Source organism: Paraburkholderia terrae (genome assembly GCF_002902925.1).
In the GTDB taxonomy this organism is placed as follows: Bacteria; Pseudomonadota; Gammaproteobacteria; order Burkholderiales; family Burkholderiaceae; genus Paraburkholderia; species Paraburkholderia terrae.
Window position 1 is genome coordinate 1,175,184 of record NZ_CP026113.1, and the last position, 17,520, is coordinate 1,192,703.

Annotated in this window: 17 protein-coding genes; 11 read left to right on the forward strand and 6 right to left on the reverse strand. The window is 55.9% G+C overall.

Going from position 1 to position 17,520, the window contains the following annotated elements:
• Positions 1–49: 49 nt before the first annotated feature.
• From C2L65_RS35065 to C2L65_RS35075, 3 genes are read left to right on the forward strand one after another with little or no spacing between them, the layout of a single operon-like run.
• Positions 50–640 carry an OmpA family protein gene (locus C2L65_RS35065; protein WP_042306121.1) on the forward strand — a complete coding sequence of 197 codons (591 nt, stop codon included), beginning with the start codon at positions 50–52 and terminating at the stop codon, positions 638–640.
• 24 nt (positions 641–664) lie between these two features.
• A complete protein-coding gene (locus tag C2L65_RS35070) occupies positions 665–1,582 on the forward strand; it encodes a hypothetical protein (RefSeq protein WP_042306247.1) in 918 nt (305 codons plus the stop codon).
• Positions 1,583–1,598: 16 nt separating this feature from the next.
• Complete coding sequence (locus C2L65_RS35075; RefSeq protein WP_052426851.1) at positions 1,599–2,153, forward strand: DNA/RNA non-specific endonuclease; 555 nt, start codon at positions 1,599–1,601, stop codon at positions 2,151–2,153.
• Here C2L65_RS35075 and C2L65_RS45760 read toward each other — a convergent pair.
• Together C2L65_RS45760 and C2L65_RS45765 are read right to left on the reverse strand one after the other, a co-directional pair.
• The gene (locus C2L65_RS45760; RefSeq protein ID WP_156132274.1) at positions 2,150–2,299 is read right to left on the reverse strand and encodes a hypothetical protein; all 150 of its coding nucleotides are present in this window, start codon (positions 2,297–2,299) and stop codon (positions 2,150–2,152) included. The two genes, C2L65_RS35075 and C2L65_RS45760, sit on opposite strands and share 4 nt — an antisense overlap.
• Positions 2,300–2,463: 164 nt before the next feature.
• Positions 2,464–3,762 (reverse strand): hypothetical protein, encoded by a 1,299-nt coding sequence (locus C2L65_RS45765; RefSeq protein WP_156132273.1) that lies wholly within the window; start codon positions 3,760–3,762, stop codon positions 2,464–2,466.
• 1,057 nt (positions 3,763–4,819) lie between these two features.
• Here C2L65_RS45765 and C2L65_RS35085 point away from each other — a divergent pair.
• From C2L65_RS35085 to C2L65_RS35115, 6 genes are all read left to right on the forward strand, one after another.
• Positions 4,820–5,344 carry a ShlB/FhaC/HecB family protein gene (locus C2L65_RS35085; RefSeq protein ID WP_052426850.1) on the forward strand — a complete coding sequence of 175 codons (525 nt, stop codon included), beginning with the start codon at positions 4,820–4,822 and terminating at the stop codon, positions 5,342–5,344.
• Between the two features lie 72 nt (positions 5,345–5,416).
• A complete protein-coding gene (locus C2L65_RS35090; protein WP_042306118.1) occupies positions 5,417–5,716 on the forward strand; it encodes a hypothetical protein in 300 nt (99 codons plus the stop codon).
• A gap of 521 nt (positions 5,717–6,237) precedes the next feature.
• Positions 6,238–6,561: a hypothetical protein gene (locus C2L65_RS35100; protein WP_042306116.1), complete on the forward strand. Its 324-nt coding sequence runs from the start codon at positions 6,238–6,240 to the stop codon at positions 6,559–6,561.
• Between the two features lie 441 nt (positions 6,562–7,002).
• Positions 7,003–7,314 (forward strand): hypothetical protein, encoded by a 312-nt coding sequence (locus tag C2L65_RS35105; protein WP_042306115.1) that lies wholly within the window; start codon positions 7,003–7,005, stop codon positions 7,312–7,314.
• A gap of 168 nt (positions 7,315–7,482) precedes the next feature.
• Positions 7,483–7,980, forward strand: a complete 498-nt coding sequence (locus C2L65_RS35110; protein ID WP_156132272.1) for a hypothetical protein — start codon at positions 7,483–7,485, stop codon at positions 7,978–7,980.
• A 171-nt stretch (positions 7,981–8,151) separates the two neighbouring features.
• Positions 8,152–8,532, forward strand: a complete 381-nt coding sequence (locus C2L65_RS35115; protein ID WP_042306113.1) for a hemagglutinin repeat-containing protein — start codon at positions 8,152–8,154, stop codon at positions 8,530–8,532.
• Positions 8,533–9,109: 577 nt separating this feature from the next.
• On the opposite strand, the gene C2L65_RS35120 is transcribed toward C2L65_RS35115, so the two are convergent.
• The 4 genes from C2L65_RS35120 to C2L65_RS35135 form a co-directional block, all read right to left on the reverse strand.
• Entirely contained in the window at positions 9,110–10,600 is a 1,491-nt protein-coding gene (locus C2L65_RS35120) for an ISNCY family transposase (protein WP_042317373.1), read from the reverse strand.
• Positions 10,601–11,908: 1,308 nt separating this feature from the next.
• A complete protein-coding gene (locus tag C2L65_RS35125; protein WP_156132331.1) occupies positions 11,909–12,478 on the reverse strand; it encodes a hypothetical protein in 570 nt (189 codons plus the stop codon).
• Positions 12,479–12,970: 492 nt separating this feature from the next.
• Complete coding sequence (locus tag C2L65_RS35130; RefSeq protein WP_052426923.1) at positions 12,971–13,633, reverse strand: hypothetical protein; 663 nt, start codon at positions 13,631–13,633, stop codon at positions 12,971–12,973.
• A gap of 188 nt (positions 13,634–13,821) precedes the next feature.
• Positions 13,822–14,097, reverse strand: coding sequence for a hypothetical protein (locus tag C2L65_RS35135; protein ID WP_042309812.1), 276 nt, complete (start codon positions 14,095–14,097; stop codon positions 13,822–13,824).
• Positions 14,098–14,685: 588 nt separating this feature from the next.
• Between C2L65_RS35135 and C2L65_RS35140 the strand changes: the two genes are divergently transcribed.
• Together C2L65_RS35140 and C2L65_RS35145 are read left to right on the forward strand one after the other, a co-directional pair.
• The gene (locus tag C2L65_RS35140; RefSeq protein ID WP_156132330.1) at positions 14,686–15,780 is read left to right on the forward strand and encodes a hypothetical protein; all 1,095 of its coding nucleotides are present in this window, start codon (positions 14,686–14,688) and stop codon (positions 15,778–15,780) included.
• A 284-nt stretch (positions 15,781–16,064) separates the two neighbouring features.
• The gene (locus C2L65_RS35145) at positions 16,065–17,351 is read left to right on the forward strand and encodes a hypothetical protein (protein ID WP_042309810.1); all 1,287 of its coding nucleotides are present in this window, start codon (positions 16,065–16,067) and stop codon (positions 17,349–17,351) included.
• The last annotated feature ends 169 nt before the right edge of the window (positions 17,352–17,520 follow it).

Below are 17,520 nucleotides of genomic sequence, written 5' to 3' on the forward strand. Positions count from 1 at the left end.
CGAAGGTCCAAAGCGGTAGACAGTGTAGGCATCGATGGGAGGTCGGGGTATGTCTGGCTCAATCGTTTCGTTTCTGACGGGACGCGCGGCGCGTGGGGCGCGGGTCGTCGCGCTGTGTGTGGTCGCGTGCGCGAGTGTCGCCCATGCGGAGGACCCGGTGGTCAAGGAGCAGGACATCGATGAAAATTCGGTGACCAAAGCGCTGACGCCGGAGGATAACGACAACATCGTCACGCGCGGCTTCGTGCTGTCGAACAAGCCCGGTGCGACGGCGAAGCCGGCGGCCACGGCGAAGGCAGCATCGCTGCAGATGCTGATCACCTTCACGACCAACTCGTCGACGCTCACCGACACCGCGCAAGCCGCGCTGGACAAGGTGGCCCACGCGCTGCAATCGGACCGGCTCGCGGCGTATCGCTTCCGTGTCGAGGGACACGCGGACCCGCGCGGCTCGGCCGATGCAAACATGAAGCTGTCGCAAGATCGCGCTGCCGCCGTCGTCGAATATTTGACGCAGAAGGACGGTATCGCGGCAGAGCGTTTGACGTCCGTCGGCAAGGGATCGTCAGAGCCGCTGAACAAACGCAATCCGACCGCGCCGGAAAACCGTCGCGTGACGATCGTGACTGTGACGAACTAGACGCAAGCGGCCTTAGTGGCGGCGATGACAATCTCCTGCAAACACGGCATCCGGTTGATGACGGCCTGTGCGCTCTCGTTGTCGGCGGGGTGGTCCGCGGACAACGCATGCGCGCAGGCGGGCAGCGCGCGGCTGGAAATGCAGAGCGAGCACGTCGACATCCGGCGCATACCGCTCACACAACTCGATGCGTCGTTGCCGGGTGATGCCAGGCTCGCGCTCTTTGCGATTGCCGACCGTCCGGGACTGTATGTGATGCACGCGCCGAGCCTGGCCGAGCAGGGCGCGATGTTTTCGCGGGTGGTCGCGTTATTCGAGCGCCGCGACATGCCGCACGATCGTATCGTGACGATGGCGGCGATCGCGACGCACGCGCGGCGCTTCGGCACGGACCCGGCGGGACTGACGGCGGGCAACAATTTCAGCGCGGTCGAACTCGCGCACTTCTTCGACCTGGCGCATCAACAGCGTCTGGAATTGACGCCGGGCGAACGCACGCTGCAACGCGTGGTCGTGCAGATGGGGCTGATCGTCACGCGCGATGGCAGTTGGCAGGCACGCAGCACACATGATTTTCTGATCACGATTCCGGGGCTGGGTCCGGCGCCCGGCGGCGAGATGATCGATGCGCCCGTGCGGGCAGCGATCCTCAGTCATGAACTGGGTCACTGGCAATATTTCTCGAACGATGCGTATGCGCACGCATGCCGCTCATTCTGGTGGCACGAACTCAGCTATGAGGAACGCGCAGAGCTGACCCGCCAGCTCGAGGGCATGGGCTATGATCCGAGCGACAGGATCGTTATCGATGAGATGCAGGCGTATTTGCTGCATACGCCGGCGCGTTATATGCCGTTTGCGGACGTGCCAGGGTCAGCCGGAGTCGATATCGCGAAGATACGCAACAAGCTGCAAAAGGCAGTGACCACGGCCAGCCGATGACGCGACGAAGTGATTGATGATCGACTATCGGGAACCGTTGAATGCCATCCTGCCGCGACTGTCGCGTGAAAGTGCGCCGCAGTGCTTTCGCGACAAGGTAGGGCCGTTGCTGGTCGCGCTATGGGCTCACGACTACGCGCGCGGGGTACCCGCTTGCGAGTTGCTCGAGACCTCGGACGCCGGTTTTTCGTATCTGTTCGACGTCGCGGCCGAGCGTCTCGTGGCGGCCTGGGGGCTAAGCCGCGGTAAGAACCACGAGTCGCGAGCGGTGATCGCCACTCGGATGAAAGGGCATCCGCTTGGCAACAGCGGTCGTTATCACCGCGGGCACGCGATCGCCCACACGTTGGGCGGGCGTACGGACATCAATCTCGTGCCGCAGCTAGGCAAGATCAACTCGGGGCCGTTCAGGGCGCTCGAACGCAAGGCGGTCAGCCATCCGGGAGCGCTGTATTTCACGTATTGGCGGTATGGCCGTGGTGTGAGCCAGGTACCGGTTGCCGTCGAACAGGGCCTCTTGTGCCCGGGCGAAATCGCCTGCACGTTCGAGCTCAATAGTTTCGAGAACTAGGGGTCCCGATAGCGGCTCACCAGACGTTCGACCTGGCGTACGGTCAGGCGCAGCCGTTCGGCGGCCTGACCGGATGTTGCTGCCTTGTACGCGATTCTTGACGACAATGCTGTGAGCACCGACTTGCCGCGTGATTCGCGGTTCACACCTTAGCCAACTCGTTCGACACCATGAAGGTATGTCTCGACGCTGAGCGTCCGACTTCAGCGGGATGGGTACTGGTGTATTGCCCAGATGAAGCTATCCGGCTCCTTATACTATCCATGGGACGTTCAGGAAGCCGAACGAATGTTGGAAGGAGCGACAGGCATCAATCGCCGTCCTCCTCGTGCTGATGATGTTTCCAGCCCTTGTGCAAGCCATTGTCGTGCCATTGCCGACGGTCCCTGTACTCGCCCTCATACCCGTGACCGTAAGCATCGGGCGCTTGCGCGTACATGACGGGAGGCTCCTGATACACGCCTGGCTGTCCCGCGTATTCGACTACGGGAGCCGCTTCAAACACGACGTTTGGCGGCGCTTCATACACGGGAACGGGGCGCGCCGGACGGGGTCGATCCTGCGTCGCGAAATCGCCCGCACGACCAGGCCGCCCCGTAGCAAACTGCGATGCAGCGAAATCCCGGGACGGTGCAGCGCCGTGATTGAACGGAGGGGAAGGCACGCGGCGGGCGATCTCAGCGCGGGAAACCGCAGTCCCACGAGAAGAAGCCGACGATGGCGGTGCGCTACGACCGGGCGAAGACATCTGTCGCTTTGGCGGTGCGGATCGGGGAATCCCGAGCGCCTGCCGCACGCTCGCCATAAAGTGCGACGCCCAATTACCGCGATTTTGGTGCATGTCGCTGCCCGCTTTGCCAGGCCGCCCTGCAACTGGCCGCCGTGCAGCAGAAGCCCGGGAAGGTGCCGCGCGGCGCTCGGGCGAAGTGGAAGGCGTAGGAGTGGCGAGTGCGGTATGGGCGATTGCGCGAGCAGCAGGTGCGGTTGATGGCGTGACCGGACCCGACGAGGACACTTGTTGTGTCGGCGATACCGGTTCGATTGTCCCGTGCACCTCGGTGCTGGCCCTGGATACGTCGTAGGCGCTCTGATCATGATGGTTCGGCCAGACATCGAGCGTGATGGCACCCGCGACCCCGAAGGCCAATGCGCTCGTCCACGCAACCCAAAGCTCGGGGCGTCCGAACCACGTAGTCGGTGCGACGGGCACTGGATCAACAGCAAGATGGGCGCCGACAGCAAGGATACCTGCACGCCGATGCAGCAATCCCGGCTGCATGGACACGGCGCCAGCCGCCGACTCATTTCGCGTGATCTTTCGAGAGAACCGCCTGAAGAGAATGATGACCGAAACGATCACGCACATCAGCGTATTGGCCAGATTCATCCAGAACATCCCGTTTGGAATTCCCCGGCTCATTTCGAGGAGCATGAGTGCGAACGTGCCATTGCTGATAGCCCAGCTACCCCAACTGAGCAGACTGTGGCTGCGCACGTCTGCTTCCCTTGCGAGGAGTTTGCCGATGGTCGGAAGGTACGTCAGGATGCGCGCCCCATTCCAGAACAGGAACATCGCGCTAAGTACCTGGATGTAGAGCTCGTGAGACATCTCGACTTCCTTGCCAGCCGTGGCAGGGCGGGCCATGTACTCCGTCGCAGGCACCCGGGGCATTTCATGCGCAGTTCCTGTTCAACGAGGAACTGCTTACGCTTGCCAGCTAGAACCCGACCGGCCAAGCCGCATGCGCCCAGGCACGCCGATTTTCAAAGGTCATCATGCAGACCTTTGTAAACGGTTGGTACTTGACGGGATCGCTTGAGCTTTGCGACCGCAAGCAAACTCGCGGCGGCCATTACGATCGTCCGCATCGTCTCGCGCCAACCTTGAGGTCTGACTAAAAAGCATGCCAACTCCGCGTCCGACCGCTCGTCCGATGGTCCGATTTGTCGGCCGCGTGAATAGCAACGTTTTCGTAGCCCACTGGCTCATTCTAGAAAACTTATCGCAATGTCGCTGCCCGCCGTCTCTCGCCTACGGCCGCGCTGAACAAGCCGGTGGCTCGATTCAGGAATATTTAAGTACGAAGCGTGGCTGCGTTACGCAGGCGCATTGCAAGTAGGGCGCCGCTCATGTCGGTATCGGTATCAGGTCGCCCGCTGTCAGCGGCTCTTCGCATACACACATGCCACATCAATGTCGACAACGCGGGCGCCGATCGCAACGACGTTGGCATCTACGGGCGGTCGATCGTCAGCGCTCTCGGGGCTCCTCGCTGATCTCGCCCCTCACCATGCATGTTGCATGAAATGTTGTATCGTCGCCTCGGCTTGCATGGTTTGACAGTTGTTACTAAATGTTTCTGGTACATTACGCGCGCCTATAGAACTCCAGTAGCGCATAAAAATGAACACGAGAGCTTACCGGCTGGTATCCAGCCGGATCCGGGGAACGCTGGTCGCTGTCGAGAGAACGGCAACCGGCAAACAGAATCGGGGTAACGCAGATGTCACGATGACTGCGTGCCAACACGGTGTCCGTTGGTCGCGACGCCACGCTGCACCTGACGCGACACCAGGCGGCATTTTCGCGCGCGATGGATACGACCAGCTTGTTGCGAAGATATTGCCCGCAGCGCAAGCGCTAGCACCACAGTAGTTTCGCCGCCGTGAAGAACAATTACCCTGGCCGGATCACCCGGCCCGGCAGGCATGCGCACGTCCGAAGCAACACGGGCGTTTCCTCCTGGCACGGACGACACCCGCTCACCCTTCTTTGTGGCGCGCTCCTTGCCGCATCCTCTGTACACGTCGCGCATGCACAGGTAGCCGACACGCTGGGCGAGCAGGAACAGCGTCGTCGCGCCCAGGAGCAGGCGATCGAACGCGAGCGCACGCTGCAGGCACCCAAGGTCGCGCTTCAGGCCGCAGCGCGCCCAGAGATCGATGACGGCAAGCTGCCCGTTGAAACGCCGTGCTTCAGGCTCGATGAGCTGACGCTGGAAGTGCCCCCTGGGCTAAGCGAAACAGTCGAGGCAGCCGGTGCCCGCGCGCTATCGCCCAATCCTCTGTTTCCCGGCGAATTAACGTTCGCAAGGGACTATCTGCAGCGCTACATCGGTCAATGCGTCGGACGTGAAGGACTCAACCTGATCGTGCATCGCGTGATGGCGCAGATCATCGGGAAGGGCTAACGCCTCGTTCAGCGACCGCTCTGCTGCGCAAAATGTGCTGAGAGACCTCCAGAATGCACTTAGGGGAAAGTGATGGAAAATTTACAGAACTTTATTATCAAGCTAACCAAGACCGAGATTCTCAAAGCGGCAAAAGAGGACGCGATTGCTGATTGGGGAGACGATATTCCCATCACCATCTTGCTAGCGAACATCGGAAAGAAAATCGCAGATCACTTCGAGAAATTCCCAGCCGATGAACGGATCTATATTTTCAGCATCATCGAATCTGCCATGATTGCTAGTGATATCGATCTCAAAACGCCCGTGGCGACGGGCCTCCTTGAAGCGCTTTACTTGCGAGCTTCTTCGGATGCTGTTCGATTGAAATAGATTGAACAGCAACTCGGTAATGCATCGAGAGAGTACCTGGTCGAATGGAGGAGGTGGAGCGAATAGTCGCTCGACGAGCGGGCCACGACTGAGGCGTTGAGGTTCGCGAGCGTCTACAGCGGCGAATACTGCGAAACGACAAGCCGAGAGGAAACGCGATCATACGCGTGATGAGTTGGTGCGCCTGGTTCCTGTCGGTGATAATGCGGGAATCAGTTCGTTCTATATGTCTCGCGCCCAGTATGATTCGCTTATTGGACAGAATGCGAGTGCTACGAGCGTGGCCGACGCACTGGGTTTGCCCGCCGCTAGCTTTGCAAATGGCGGGTTCAAAGGATTCCAAGCCTTCTCAATTCAACCGCAGCCTGGGAAAATTGTAAGTGTCTACCAGAGCACGATCGCACCGGTAAATCAAGGTCAATATAGCGCTAGCGGGGGGCTCGTGCAGTACATCGTTCCTGATCTAGGGAGTTTCACACCGCCCAAGTCGATACTCGGCGGGATCATTAGGTAAAGTTACTATGAGTGAATTTGCCAAAGCGTTGATTGAACGTGCAGAAGATGTCGAGCCTCTTTTTGACGAAGCTAGCGGCCGCAACGAAGACGTACGCCACCTATATGAGCATCATCTCATGCCCATCATCGCCGCAATAAAGACGGGGGAAATCACTGCGCCGAGTGATGCACTTGTCGGCTATTGGCACTATTTTTCCCCAGAGGGGCCGTGGGACTTGTGGATCAATTTCCCGAAGCTGGTATCTGGCATGTCTATCTTGATCAACCTCCTTAACCTGAAGGACGAGGCGGACTTTGAAGCGTATCGACGTCGTCACAGCATTCGGTAGAAGATGAACAAGATGTGTTCAACCTGCAGTTGCACTCCGCTGAGAAGCAGAAGATCCAAGCACTCGCGAATGGAAATGCGACCAAGGAGGCAAGACTTACGGCCGCTGCAGTAGTTCCGAGGGGGATAGCATTCACCCCAATAGCGGGTATTGGATGAGTCCACATCAGGCGCAAGCAGTCGCAATCACGACTCAAGAGCAAGCGGAGCAGGCTTTGGGATTGCCGGCTGCGCAAGCAGCGAACATACTAAATAATGGAGTGGATTTTTATTCCATAACGCCAAAGTCGGGGAGTGTGCCCAATGTATTTGGGTCTGATGTTGCTGGCACCAGTCAAGGGAATGTGGTGACGTCTCCATTTGCATAGCAAACGATCGTGCCAAATAGGAGTAAACGAACGTCGCCAACGCTAGTAAACCCATTTATGCTCAAACCGAATCGATGGCTATGGATAAGATAAGTAACCTCCAGGAAATGGCATCGATCTTTCGCTCGCTACTAGAGATGCACGAGAGGAAGGATGCAGATGCGGCCCTTCTACTGAAGTGGTTGACGCCGCTTTTTGATGATATAGCCAAAGGAAAAGTGGTTCCGCCGCAACACTTTGAGTACGGGTTAGCGCTTGGCAAAGATAGTCCTTTCTATGAGCCAGATAGTCTCTATTCGACACCTTATTCCGATTTCATTGCTACCTTGGAAGATTGGAGTTCGCAGCCGTGGTATCAGGATGCACTGAAGCGTACGCGAACTTAAATGTTGCAAGCGGACCTGTACGACCGCCAGCTACATCAAATCGAGGGAGGCTGGAAGGCGAACGTAAAGAAGTTTGCGGATTTCTACGCATCAGCGACAGGATAGACAATTACAAAAGAGAACGCGCAATCATTATTTTTTTGGATTCCTCAACGCATAGATAGCTTTATGACGAAAACAAGACTAATTACCGCGTGCATGCTCGTCATGCTCGCAGGCTGTACCACAGTTGGTCATCCCTATCCCTTTCCCAAGGACTCGGATCCTTCCGCAGAACTCCAGATTCAAGGCAAGGCCGTCTACCTCCTGACAGTGAACGAAAAAGGCTGCTACGCCGGCAAGACCTACATCGATGGTAGTCCGGGTGCAGCGCCTGTAAAGATCGTTCCGGACAAACCGCTCACGATCTCTTACGAGGAGAACGTATGCATGTTGCCTGCATCTTTTACCCCGCAGAAGGGTGGGCGATACCGTCTGGTGGCGTGGGAGGGGCACAAGCCCATCGACCCAAGCATGCAATTCTTTCAGTCGATGATGCATGTGCACGACCGGCAATGTGTCGTCGGCGTTGCGGAGGTCAGTCCTGAGGGGGAACCTGTGAAGCCCGTCAAGGTCATGGAACTTCACCCCAAGCAAACCGGCTTCACATGTATCAAATTCCGCTAAAGACCTCGACTTATCTCTAAGCTTGCCTCATTTTTCATAGCGTCCGATGCCGTTGCTTAGTGTACTGCACACGTTCGCACTTTATGAGTACGACGAGGCGGGCAACAGGGACACATGACGTTATTCCTTGTGGGGCAAGTCCTTCACAGAGTTCATACTGCCTAAGACGAATTGGGCCTGGTCGTCAGTGCTACCGAACCTTTGTTACGAGGCAGGCACGGATACCAGCGCGAATCGGCTGAAGGCAGCAGCCGCGGCAAGGCGCAATCCAGTTCGACCACGAACTTGGGCAGTACGCTTACGGTCGGCGGTACCGCGACGCTCGTTGCGGCGGGAAGTGGCAACAAGGACGCGGCCGGCTACGCGACGGACGGTGACATCAATGCGCGCGGTACGCAGATAACCGCGCACGATGAAACGTTGAATGCGGCCCGCGACATCAATCTGCAGAGTGCGAAGGACGCGAGCCAGCAGACGAGCAGCAACAGCAGTAGCAACGCAAGCATTCCAACACGACTGTGCAGAAGTAAATCATGCGAACACGATTTTTGACCTGGTTTTACTTGACGTTACTCCTCGGACTGGCAGGAGTGCTGCTTGGCACGATGAAACTTTGGCTAGTGCGCTACATGTCATCGTTGCCATCGCCCAGTCTGCATTAGCTAACGCTTAAAAGTATAGAAATTCTTCTTGGAGGAGCATTTCTCCTGTCGGGCGTTGGCTCTTTTTTCGTTGTTTTGGCGAATTGGATTTGGCCGGACAAATTTCCTTTGCGAAAGAAATTTTGGAAGAAAGATTGATCTGTATAACAGGTGGATAGCTGTAAAGCTACAGCTGCTTCATTTTAGTCCGTACTGTTGCAGCTTTAATAAGGAGCTGGAAACCCGTCCAACTTCCATCACGCACCGCTATTTTCGTCAAGACTGTGTCGCGCATTCATCGCTGGCGCTCCCACAGGACTGTCCGGCGCTCAAACTACCCAAACACGACATTTCTATTTAGCCGAAACCCGACATTTCTATTTGGGACCTACACTACATGTCAAAGCCAGATTCAGATGTCCGCTGTCCAGCCAAGTTCAGATGTCCGCTTTTGCGGGGTTAGAAATCTCTATCCCGGGGGTTTCAGTTCACGCAGTGTCGAAGGATGGCGCCTGAACGGGCAGGGCGCTTACGCCTGTTCCACTGTCGCTTGCGGACCGCCGGCCAGGTTTGCCGGGTGAGGGCTCAGCCTTTTTGTGTTGAGCCAGATCCACAATTGCACGCTCCATATCCGCCTGGGTGAACTCGCGCTGCTTCTTCTTGCCCGGCTCACGTACGTTCCGGTTGGTCCGGGTCGAGTCGCCCCGGTTCGTCCGGGACGGAGCTTTACCGATCCTGCTGTTGTCGCGTTGAGCCTGAATCGCCTGCGCGACCTGCAGCACATGAGCCAGCCGCTTGTGCTCGACCACCGCGCCCTGATCGATTTCGGCCAGCCGGTCATATTGCCTGCAGGGCAATACACGTCCGTTTCCCCGCAGTTCGATACGCCCATCCGGGTACTCCCACACCTCGATATACCGATCGATCAGCGCCCGGTTCTCCGGCGTATCGTCCAGCAGATACATGACCCGGTCGTACTGCGCCGTGAGCGACTTCGTGACTTTCCGCGGTTCACGCCACGTCAGCACCAGATCGAGATTCTCATCAACGCGCAAAGGGCGGTGCGCGTCGAAATCGCTCTTTGGGGGCTTCGCAAAGCGCGCGTTGTACGCCGCGATGAATGACGGTGCCCAGGCGTTGGCTTCAGCCACTGTGCTGATACCACGCAGCCTCAGTTCCTTGACCAGGCGATCCTGTAGCGTCAGGTGGGCGCGCTCGACGCGCCCCTTGGCCGGGCTGCTGTTCGCACAGAACGCGTCAATGTTCAGCTCGTACATTGCCCGGCCGAAGTGCGTCACGCTGGTGCCAGTCTTGCTGGCGGTTGTACTGCGAAAGACGCTCGCCTTGTCGCTATAGAAAGCGCCGGGCTTGCCATGGCGTTCGATGTACGCGCGCGTCGCTTCAAAATAACTGAAGGTCGATTCGGTGGCCGTGAAGTGCAGCGTCATCAGGCGGCTCGTCGCGTCGTCCACGTACACCAGCAGCGTACATTGCGGCGCGCGGTCTTCAAACCACGCATGCTCGCTGCCGTCGATCTGGATCAGTTCGCCCAGGCACGCGCGCCGCGCTCGCGGCTGGTAGACCTTCGGCGGACGCTGGCGGCGCGGCACCCACAGGCCGGCGGCCGTCATGAGCCCACGCACCGTTTCCTTCGCCAGGCGAATGCCATGACATTCATATAGCTTCTCGCAGGCCAGCGTCGGCCCGAAATCCGCGTAGCGCTCACGGATGATCGAGATTGCACGATCGGCCGTCACGGCATCCAGACGGTTGTTGCTGGGCTTTGATCGACGACCCGACACGAGACCCGGCGCACCCAGATCACGCAGTCTGCCGACCAGTCTGCGGATCTGCCGCGTCGTCAGCCCGAGCCGTTCCGCGGCGCGCCACGGCTTGAGCATGCCGTCCGCCACGTCCTGAATCACCTTGTACCTGTCCAGCTCGCGCATCGTCATGGTTATCCGTTCTGTCGCAGCCATCGAAGCTCCCAGTGCCGGGTAGCCGGCGACCGGTCAGCTTACGATGGTCCGAAAAGCGGACATCTGAACTTGGCTAAAAGCGGACATTACAACTTAGCCACTACACTACAGAACGTCGATAATTTATGTTATGTCAAGTTAACAAACTCACCAATCATCCATCTGTATGAACCCCGACCTTGACTGGCACCCACACTTGTTCCTACTAACCGGCTCCGCCTCTCCCTACTAAATGTCGCCGAAAGGGCGAAAACGGTCGATTCGGACAATCGGCGCCATTCAGTTGGGGCCATTTTCTCCTACTAACATGCTCCGAAACCCATTTTCGGCACGATTTGTCGAGCCGCGAGCTTCTCACGATGGTTTTATGACGGGTCTCATTGTCCCACCTTCGTACTGCAAGCTCATGCAATCCCTTGCCTCGTCTTCGCGCTTAAGCAACGCTTCGTCCCGCAGGCGAGAGGAGTCTTAGCTCACGTCTTCAGCTTACCTCAGTGGATCTGCGGTTGCCAAATCAAAGTTGACATAATTATTTTGCACCAAAATGGACAAAATAAAATTCCTCAGAAACGTAGGTGCGCGAAATGCGTTTCCACCGAGGTCACTTGACTGAAAACGTGTCCGGCTCATATGGCGTCCGCGCACGCGCCGTTTAACCGTGCTTGCGCTGTGTGCGGTGCGACGGATGTCGACGATTCTCGGAGGCAAAGCTTCTCACACGAGGGGACGACGCGACGTCTGAGCGATAAACTTTCCTCGGGGCAGGGCAGTTCAGGCTCTGTTGTTGACATGAGAGAGAGGCAATCCAGCCGCACTCGAACACCGAATCAGCTGCATCAACCAAGGAGAACCGATCGCTCGATGAGGTTGAGTCCACACGCATTTCAGCAACAAGAGTGCGTGCGTAAACCGATTCTAATGTTGCGGCCTGGCAGACCAATTGTGGAAACCGGCTCCCTAACCGACTTTGCCGATCAAACGCATTTCACGCGTTTGTTCAAACAACAGATGGGTACGACGCCGAAGGTCTATCAGGCCACGTTCTCCTGACAGGGTTTGAGAGGCGAAAAACGCGCGTTTAACGAGCAGGTGCGCTGGATAGGCGTACACCGGGAAGAAGGACCAGTCGTGAAGTCCCGGTCGCGACGACGCACCCCCGATTGCAACACCACATGCTCGGCTAATCTGGCATTCCCGGATCCCCTCAGCACAAATCGCGTACGCGAGGCGAGGGTGACGGAATTCGTAATGGAGAGTGAAGCGCGACTCTAGGTCGTTGTGCAGGCGCAAGCTCGAAGCCGAATGGCATCAACTGGGGATTTCGCTATCCATCTCAAAACAGTCAAATACCTCAATGACGGTCCGTTGGGCTGCCAGATGGAGAGAGCTGATGCTTCGTCGTTCCAGATGGCCATGGCGGTCAGCTTTGCGCGACACCAGATTAAGCTCTTCTTGATGGTCGTCCCGATATCGATACTCGGATAGGGCGATTGCATCGGCGAACATCCACACGACCATCAATCGCTTGTACACGAGCGGACCAGCGCGCGAAACGGCGGCCTCCGTCAGTGCGACTGAACCGTTCGCCAAGATGAGACAGGCTCGGTGTGTTCTATCGGGCGCGATTCGCATTTCGCTGTAGATACGCTCACGGTCGATGTCGACATGCTGTCGTGACATCCGGGGGACAACGATGACAACACACCGTTCTTCAGTGTTGCCGGCTTGTATGAAAATGCGCTTCATCGGCACGACATACGCTGCCGATGCGCCGCCTTGTTCTTCCAGATGAGCATGTATGGAGTCGAGCACGTGAACGTCGAAGGTTTCGAGCAAAGCGTCTGTTGCTAACGGGGCATTTGTCATTTTTGTTGGCATGTCGTTGCGACGTGTACTACGGAACCTGTTAAGTATCGTACAACTTGTCGCACTATCTGCGCGAAGTCAACTGATTCAGCTATACGTCGTAATGCCCCAACAAACGATGTCCGTCGTGTGTCTGGCGATCAAAGAAGATGGAATCGTGCCTACATCACAGCACAGCGGTTGCCTAACACGGCGCTCCACGACGGGCGGGAAACTCCTAGCTGCTCACTTCGCAAATGTCACGAGAACGGCGCGGCTTGCAGGTGTTGTTTGTTGCGACTCGCACGTCTTCTTCACGATGTAAGTAAGGCTGAATGCAAGAACGAACCGGACTTCACTCGATGCATACGCCGTGACGAAGACTCACGCGCCACTCCGAGTCACTATGCGGGTGACGGACGGGATGTTTTCCGTATAGATGCTTTGTATCTCCCGAACCGTCTCAACAATTTCGCTGCCTGAGCGAGCAACTACTGTTGATGTTCACGCTGAATTGACTCAGTGTCAACTTGCACTTGCGCGCTTGTGAAAGCTGGAGGCGCAACCAGCGATGCGCTGGCCATTGTCAGGTGTTCTGGGAGATTGTCCGGAAACCTTCTCTACCTTGTGCATTCCATAACGTATTTCAGGGCTCTTTGCCTGAGCGAGCAAGAAGCAGGCAAAGTCCGCGTGTAGGTCGAGCATTCGATTATCGTTCGCTTCAATAACTGCGAGATGAAGGAGTGCGGCTTCACCACAGGTTGCACCATCGCGTTCTGCATATTCAAGATGCTCCTGGTCACCCATACGCTCTAGTTTTGCGCAAATCCAGTCGGCTGCATCCTCCGCGTTGCGTGGTCGCTTCTTGGGCTTCAAGGTCGCTAATAATAAAGCATTCTTTTCGTCATGCTGTCGCATGTATAAATGGTCCGCAATTCGCTGATGGAGAAACGCTACGTTGTCAGCCTGGTCACTGCTTTGAGTCGGCATGTAAGTTTCGAGCGCCTCGACGACAAGTGCAGTGGTCAGCAGTTCCCAATAGTGAGTTGACGGGCGGTAACAGTACGCCAGAGCACACAGGATATTCGAGTGGGAACGCGAAAGACCATAGTTGAAGTTGCAATCCTTCATGAAGGCAACGAACTGAGTGACAAAGTTTTTGCGGAACTCGTCCTGCGTTTCGTACATGATCTACGGCGTCCTGTGATGTTTGTGCGAGCGAAGATTAATAGAGGAATCACCGAAAGGCAAGGTATAAATTTTGAGGGCGTGGAAATCAGATTTGTATTTGACTTAGTGGTCTAAAAATATAGAAAAATCAATGAGATAAAAATAACGAATTAGTGTCATTCTGACACTAAGTTTCAAGCTGGAAATCATGAAACATGCGCGTAATCGCCAACGTCATGACATACGCAGGTAGGGTGTCCACGTTGAAACAGCTCACCTTCCAATACGCTTAACTGCACGGAGGTAAGGCCGAGCCGAGCGGAGAGCGCCTCATCCATTTTTTCCCGCTTCTTGTATCCATAAGCGCAGAGAGATTCGAAGGTGGTAACAAATCGCCTTAGCTTCATTGAGATGACGCTCGATTGTTGCCAGACCATCGTTTCGTTAGCAAGGATTTGTCTTACTGCGCCCAGGTTATCCATCCGATTTCAGTTCCATAAGAGAATTTTCCTCGTAGTGAAGCGAAATCGGTTTATACGGTAGACGAGCTTTCCGCCGTCGAATCGATGATGTGTTTTGCGATGTTCGAGCGTGGAAAACTCAGGCTGGGGCAAACGGCAATTGAGTGAAATAGAGAAGGCATAGTCGCAGTGATTCGGACCGCTACGCCGTCAACGATGCAGTGATAAGCCGGCTCCCGCACCATGTGCTTTATTACAGGTAACGCGACAATGGCGTCACTCTGCATAGCCCTGTGGTTTATATTCTTATACTGAAAAATATGGGTGAATCACTATGTTCCCTTTTCGCGAGACAGACAATATGATGAACGATATTAAGACTCGCTAGCGCACTAAAACAGGCGCATTTAAAATATCGTGAAATCAAATCTCAATCAAAGCACATCTCCCATATCTCTCTCATCATATGCTGGCGGAGGTCCCGACGAGCTCAAGGCTTTCACTGGGAATCCGTGTCTCGTATACCGAGGGGTTTCGGAGGAATGGTCGAAGGGTGCGGGTGCAAGTGGTAATGGGGTTTTCAAGATCGTCAGCTTTGACGACGTCGGCGTGCTTCTTCTCGAAACACGGATTCGCGATTGCTTTCACTACGTACTGATGAACCTGTATGACCCTGTGCTGCAACCCACGTTGGATATCTGGAAAGGTAAGCGTGGCTTCGTTGCAGTGATGGAGACTCCAGGCGGCGTTAGTGCAGGTTTCTGCAGCTTGAGCAAAAAGGATATCCGCACCATCCAACGAGTTCGCGATAAGGCTCGACGGAGGTATGACCCCAAGGCGTTCCATAGCTTTACGCAGGCCGTTCTCGAGCGTCGGGCGATGGATACGATTGCGCAGAAACAGCTCGAAACAGAGGGGTGCGAGGACGTGGACCGCCGCGTGGTCGAGGTCCAGGTTCTGACGAACGCAAAAGTTCGCGGTGCGAGAGTCCTGAGTGCGCGCAGTGAAATTGATAGCAGCTCGACGCCTCGTGTTGAGGACCCACGGATGACAGGTCAATCGAACGAGACAGAGTCGGCAGCACCGTTTGGAACGGTTCAGAAGGCGCGGGACTTCGCCGAATTTTCATCTACGGCAGCTTCTCTGAAGCCAGAGACGCCTGTGCTCGTTACGACAATCGACCTTAATCGTTTCCTGGACGCGTCGCGCGCGAATGGCATGTTCGGTTTCGGGCATTTCCGAGCAGGCGACCGCATCGTGCTTTCTTTCCGTCTGCAGTCGGGATCTGCACAAATTTATTGGCTAGCTGATTCGACCGACCCTAACGTATGGGCTCTGATTGATGACATGAAGAGGATGGGAGAGGCCGGATTTCTCTTGGGAGGAGAAGAGCAGAGCGTATTCATCCCTTGGAAGCTAATGCCGCAGAAGGATTTGATTGGCGCAATCCGTGCTGAGTGCCTGGCGCGCTCAGGCGACCACTCAGACGCAGTTCTCGATCTTGCTCGAAGCGGATTCGTCGAAAAGAATGCGACGACAGACATTCCCGGCATTGAGCTCGACTACGTGCATGTGAGCATTCTGTCGATGAAACCGACGGAGGGAGCCGTCAGGATGCGGCAAACCACGTCGTTGTTGCAATCCGTGCAACGCCATCTAGGTTCGGCAGCAGAGCGTGTGCGGACAGTACAAACGCTTCATTAGGATTGGAGCAGAAAGCGCTGCCACGTATTCGTTCGATGCTGCCTACGTTGAAAGTGCTCCCTGCGTGTGTGGCGACCGAACGGGCCAGGTGAATGCTTCGTTGAATCGGGGATTTCAACTGCGCCGGGTTCCTATACGTTGAATTTTAAGTTTGGAACGTTTTAAAGCGGTGAATATCTTAATCGATCCCGATAACCTCGACTGGGTCATGTCCAGCACCCAGATATTCGCGGATCGTCTCAGACACAAGACTGGCTGTTGTATTGAAAAGGATGCGGTTAAATATGCAAGAAAATGGAAATCGTCTGTCGCCTGCAATCTACCTATCGACCTATACGAGCGGCGACCCGAAGCTAAAGCGGTTTGAGGGCGTTCCCTGTATGGTTATCGAGCAGGCGGCGAGTGAATGGAAAGGCGATAAGGAAACAGAACACAACCGGCCATTCCTCTCGTTGTCAGTCGCAAAAAACGAAAGAACGGCTGTGCTGATTCTCGAAACTCGCGTGGGCGATTGTTTTCACTATGCGCTAATGGACATGTCTGACCGCAAGTTGAATAAAACGCTCGATGTCTGGATAAAAAATCGCGGTTTTGTTGTTGTTCGGAAACTGCCCAGAAGTGTTAGCGTTAGTCTGTGTCCGCTGGACGATGAAAACCTTCGATTCCTCAAGAAGCAACGTCGAAACTCGTATGAGCCCAATCCAGAAGAGTTCTTCCGTTGTACGCAATCGTGTATCGAGCACAATTCATTCGAACGGCTTGCGACTCAAAAGTTGAGCAGCGAAGGTCGCGATGAGAGCATCAAGCCGGTTGTCGAGGTCCAGATTCTTGAGAGCGCGGCCATTCGAAACGACATTCCGTGGCAGCAGGGACGCAGAGAAACGCATGTATCGATGCAGGATGCGTGTGATAAAAATTTCGACGAACATCTTTTCACATCGGTACCCGCATCAATTGGAGTGGTGAAAAAAGCGTGTGATTTTGCTCGGACGTCAAAGTCTGCGTCAGACATGAGGCCAGATACGCCGGTGCTTGTAGCGTCTATCGACCTGAATCGATACCTGGGTCTCGCACGCGTAGAGGGCTCCTTCGGCTTTGGCCATTTCCGGTTTGAAGGCCGTATCGTGCTGTCAATGCGTCTTCAGTCTGGTTCTGCGCAGATATACTGGCTTGCAGATGCTGCCGACCTCTCTGTGTGGGCCGCAATCGACGTCATGAAAAAGAACGGGGAGGTTGGCTTCATGCTGGAGGAAGGGGGGCGAGGTGCGTTTGTTCCGTACATGCTGCTACCGCATCGAGAGGATATTCGTATCCTTCGAGCGGAAAGCCTGAGCCACCCGGGCGGTCTTTCTGATGCAGCTGCCCGGCTGGCCAGCAGTGGGTTGGTTCAGAAAAATGCGACCTCGGACATTCCCGGAACCGACTTGGATTATGTTCATGTGAATGTGCTGGCGAGCGAATCTGTGGCGCTTATGCTTCAGGCGCTCCAGGCAGCGTCTCCTGGTAATGCTGAGCAGTACAGCGATTCCTTTGAGGCCGACATGGCGGACGCGGGCCATTCAGTCCATTGAGTCAGAGGGCCGGTCGACTCCCCGAGACACGAGCGGGCCGGCCGGTCCTCGGGTCCAGCTGATTCTCACCAATGCAATATTTACGCGAGAAGTGCTACACCATCACAGTCAGATTTTACGCAATTGGACAGTCCGCCGCAGTTGCGCGACTCAAAGGGTGGCGCGCCTC